This window comes from Gilliamella sp. wkB108, from assembly GCF_001690195.1.
GTDB classification, from domain to species: domain Bacteria; phylum Pseudomonadota; class Gammaproteobacteria; order Enterobacterales; family Orbaceae; genus Gilliamella; species Gilliamella apicola_L.
The window spans coordinates 1-4,226 of the sequence record NZ_LZGM01000041.1 but is presented as its reverse complement, the minus strand read 5'-3'; the positions used below and the strand labels follow the sequence as shown (position 1 = coordinate 4,226).

The following is a 4,226-nucleotide window of genomic DNA, read 5'->3' as shown; positions in this document are numbered from 1 at the left end:
TGGCAATGATTTATTGAGTTATTTATTAGAAATAAAAAATTATTCTGGTGTTGTTTGGAGATACATATTTAAACGAAATCTATTTGAGAAAAAATTCATTGGTAAAATCCATGAAGATCACCTTGTGTCGCTTTCTCTGATATCAAAAGCAAAAAAATCATGTTACTGTTTGAATAAATATGCCTATTTTCATCGTATCGGCATTTCTTCATTATCAACACAACATAATGATCATTTTTATGTTGATACATTAAAAAATATTTTGATTGAATGCATAAAAATAATTAACGAGTTACCTTTATCGAATATCGCTAAGCGCAATTATATTCTAGTGATGAATGCGACTTATTTAGAATCATTATTAAAATCAAATAAATTAAATCAACAAGAAGCAAAAGAAAGTTTAATTAAAGAATTAGGATTACTGAGAATTTTAATTAGAATCTATATAAACCATAAATCGAATATTCTTAAAAATATTTGCTATATATTAAAATTCACCAAAAAATATAATTGTTCAATAAGCACAAAAAAAGCACTATTAGAATGTGCTTTTACAAAAAAATATCCAACTATAGATATTTTAAATAATTATTTTCAATATTCAGCATTAGATAAATTCTAACAAAAATATATTGAATAAGTTAAAATTTCCACTCATCAAGAAAAATACCAAATTTGATATCATTCTTTAAAATTGCTTTGATATAATTTGGTATATATACCATTAGCATGTAATAATTCAGAATGTGTACCTTTTTCGATAATTTGTCCATCATTTATAACTAATATCTCATCTGCTTTCTCAATAGTTGATAATCTATGGGCAATAACTATAGAAGTTCGCCCTTTTTGTAATTTATCTAAAGCTTTTTGTATCGTATGCTCAGATTCAGTGTCTAGCGCTGATGTTGCTTCATCTAAGATTAAAATGGGATTATCCCGTAAAAGAGCTCTGGCTATAGCAATACGTTGCCTTTGTCCACCAGATAGTAGTGCACCACTTTCTCCAACCAATGTATCAAATCCTTTATCAAATTGCATAATAAAGTTATAAGCATTGGCCTTTCTGGCTGCGTCTTCTATCTGCTGCTGGGAAAACTCACCAATTCTGCCATAAGCAATATTATTAGCAATAGTATCATTAAATAAATGAACATTCTGAGATACTAATCCAATTTGATTTCGCAATGAATATAATGTTAAATCCTGTATATTTAGACCATCAATTAAAATTTTCCCTTGAGAGACATCATAAAAACGAGCTATTAAACTGGCTATAGTTGTTTTCCCTGAACCTGATCGCCCAACTAAAGCCACTGTCTTACCAGCAGAAACAGCGAAACTAATATTTTTAAGAGCCAGATCTTGCCTTGTTTCATATCCAAAAGATACATTTTCAAAAACAACATTTCCATCAACTCTATCAATATCTAAACAACCTTTATCTTTCTCAATCGGCTGCTCTAAAATAGCAAATAACGTTTGACAAGCCGCCATACCTTTTTGAAAGCCCGCATTAACACTAGTTAAATTTTTTATAGGTTGCATCAATGCAACTAGCGAAGAAAAAACAACAGTAAATTCTCCAGGAGTAATGTCTAAATCAGGATTACTTGCAGTTAATAAAACAAATGCAATAGCAAATGAAATAACTAATTGAACAATTGGTGTTGATAATGCGGAAATCGAAACTAGACGCATGCCATCACGTCGAAACTTATTACTTACTTTTTCAAAGTTTTTTGATTCTTCCTCTTGTGCGTCAAATACAATAATTTCACGATGACCTTTTAACATCTGCTCAACCGACATGGTTACATCGCCCATTGAATTTTGCATAGTTTTAGCAAGTTTACGGAATTTTACTGATATAAAAGTAATTAAAGCTACTACAAGCGGTGTAATAATAATTAGAGATAGAGATAGTTGCCAGCTGTTATAGAACATTGTATAAAATAAACCACAAATGAAAGCTGATTCACGAATAATCGTGATTAAAGCATCAGATGAAGATGCAGCTACCTGTTCAGTGTCATATGTAATACGAGAAAGTAATCGTCCTGTGGAATTTTGATCAAAGTAACTAACCGGTGAATCGACAAAATGACCAAAAAGTTTTTGTCGAATTTTCATCACAATTTTACCCGAAATCAATGATAAAAAAACAGAATACCCATAGTTTGCAACTCCACGTAATAAGACTAAGCAAAAAATATAAATCGGAGCCATCAATAAAAATTCTCGATCATTCATAGAAAATCCAAGATCAAGTAACGGTCGCAATAATGCAATTAATGACGTATCTGCAAAAGCACTAACAATTAATAATATAATCGACAAACAAAGAATGAATTTATGTTCCAATATATATGGCCATAACTTACGAAAAGTAGCCCAAGTTGATGCATCTCGATCTATATTACTGGTGTCATTTATATTTGTTTTATTTATAATATTTTTCATAATTATCTTAAATCTGTTAAGAATTGAATTGCATAGTATACATATGAGCATAAATTCCATTTAAAGCGATGAGAGATTTATGATTACCATCTTCGACAACTTTTCCATCATCAATTACAAGTATTCGATCTGCCTTCTCAATGGTAGATAAGCGATGGGCTATAATAATGGACGTTCGATTTTTTTGTAAATTATCAATTGCTTCTTGTACCAAGAGTTCTGACTCATTATCCAGAGCAGATGTAGCTTCATCAAAAATTAAAATAGGATTATTACGCAAAAGTACTCTAGCTATTGCAATTCGTTGTCGTTGCCCACCGGAAAGAAGGATACCATTATCGCCTATTTCGGTATCAATACCTAATTCTAATTTTTCAATAAACTCCATTGCATTAGCAGCTTTTGCTGCTTTAATTATATCCTCTCGTCCATACCTATTTTTTGCACCGAAAATAATATTATCGGCAATAGTTCCATTAAATAAATGCACACGTTGTGATACATAACCAATTTGGCTTCGCAATGATCTTAAAGTATATTCTTTAATATTTACACTATCTATCAAAATTTCCCCATGTTCAATATCATAAAAACGAGGAAGCAAATTTGCAATTGTAGATTTTCCAGCTCCCGAACGCCCAACCAGCGCTATTGTTTGACCAGCATTTATTTTTAAAGAAATATCATTAAGAGCAGGTGTATTACGAGTTGGGTATGTATAAGTCACATTTTTTAACTCAATATCACCTTTCAACTTTTCAGCTATAATAGATCCATTATCCTTTTCTATAGGAGAGTTCAGAATACCAAATAATGATTCACAAGCTACTGCTCCTTTTTGTAATTCCACGTGCAGACTTGTTAATTCTCGTAATGGTCGCATTACTGCTATCATTGCAGAAAAAACCACAGTAAATGACCCAGGTGTTATATCTAAACTTTGACTTGCCACCAGATATAATATAATTCCTAATCCTAAAGTAGCAATCAATTGAATAATAGGTGTCGATAATCTAGAAACTATTTCAATTTTCATCATTCCTTTCCTAACGGAATTTGTTATTAAATTGAAATTATCTTTTTCATAACTTTTAGCATTGAAAATTAAAATTTCTTTATGTCCTCTTAACATTTCATCACTAGCTGTTGTGATTTCGCCCATCCCTTGTTGCAATGTAGCTATTGTTTGCCTAAATTTTTTGGCAATAAACTGAGCAGTAAGAATAATTAATGGTACAAGAATAATAAGTACTGAAGCTAATTTCCAACTACCATATAACATAACAATACATAAACCAATTGCATAAGTTATCTCGCGAATAAGTATAATTAAAGCATCAGATGAAGCTTTTGATAACATTTGGGTATTAAAAGTAATTATTGAAACAAGTTCTCCAACTGAATTTTGATCGTGAAAACTTACTGGACTTTTCATTAAATGATTAAAAATCATTTGTCTAAACTTAGTTATTACCTTTCCAGATAACCAAGCAAGACAGTAAGTAGATACATAATTAGACAATCCTCTCAGCAAAATTAAAACAATAATTGCAATCGCAATTGCAATTAAGAGAGAGTAATTTTTATCCATCAAACCATAATCAAGCAATGGTTTAGTAAGTGATATCAAAGTTGCATCTGTCGCTGCATTTAATAAAAGTCCAATTACAGCTACAATTAAGGCTTTTTTATAAGGTCTTAAAAATGGCAAAAGTTGTTTAAGTGTAGTATATGAATTATATTTATGAGACATAATAAAA

At 30.5% G+C, this 4,226-nt stretch carries 2 protein-coding genes and 1 pseudogene; 1 reads left to right on the top strand and 2 read right to left on the bottom strand.

Features of this window, described 5'->3' with window-relative positions; all coding sequences use genetic code 11:
- Window positions 1-625 (top strand): annotated as a pseudogene (locus tag A9G11_RS14345) (hypothetical protein); the annotation flags it as partial.
- Between the two features lie 59 nt (window positions 626-684).
- Here the strand turns inward: A9G11_RS14345 and msbA (A9G11_RS04575) are convergent.
- Together msbA (A9G11_RS04575) and msbA (A9G11_RS04570) are read right to left on the bottom strand one after the other, a co-directional pair.
- On the bottom strand, window positions 685-2,466 hold the full coding sequence (msbA, locus tag A9G11_RS04575) for a lipid A export permease/ATP-binding protein MsbA (protein WP_065618340.1): 1,782 nt from the start codon (window positions 2,464-2,466) through the stop codon (window positions 685-687).
- Between the two features lie 16 nt (window positions 2,467-2,482).
- Window positions 2,483-4,219 carry a lipid A export permease/ATP-binding protein MsbA gene (gene msbA / locus A9G11_RS04570; RefSeq protein ID WP_065618341.1) on the bottom strand — a complete coding sequence of 579 codons (1,737 nt, stop codon included), beginning with the start codon at window positions 4,217-4,219 and terminating at the stop codon, window positions 2,483-2,485.
- Window positions 4,220-4,226 lie beyond the last annotated feature (7 nt).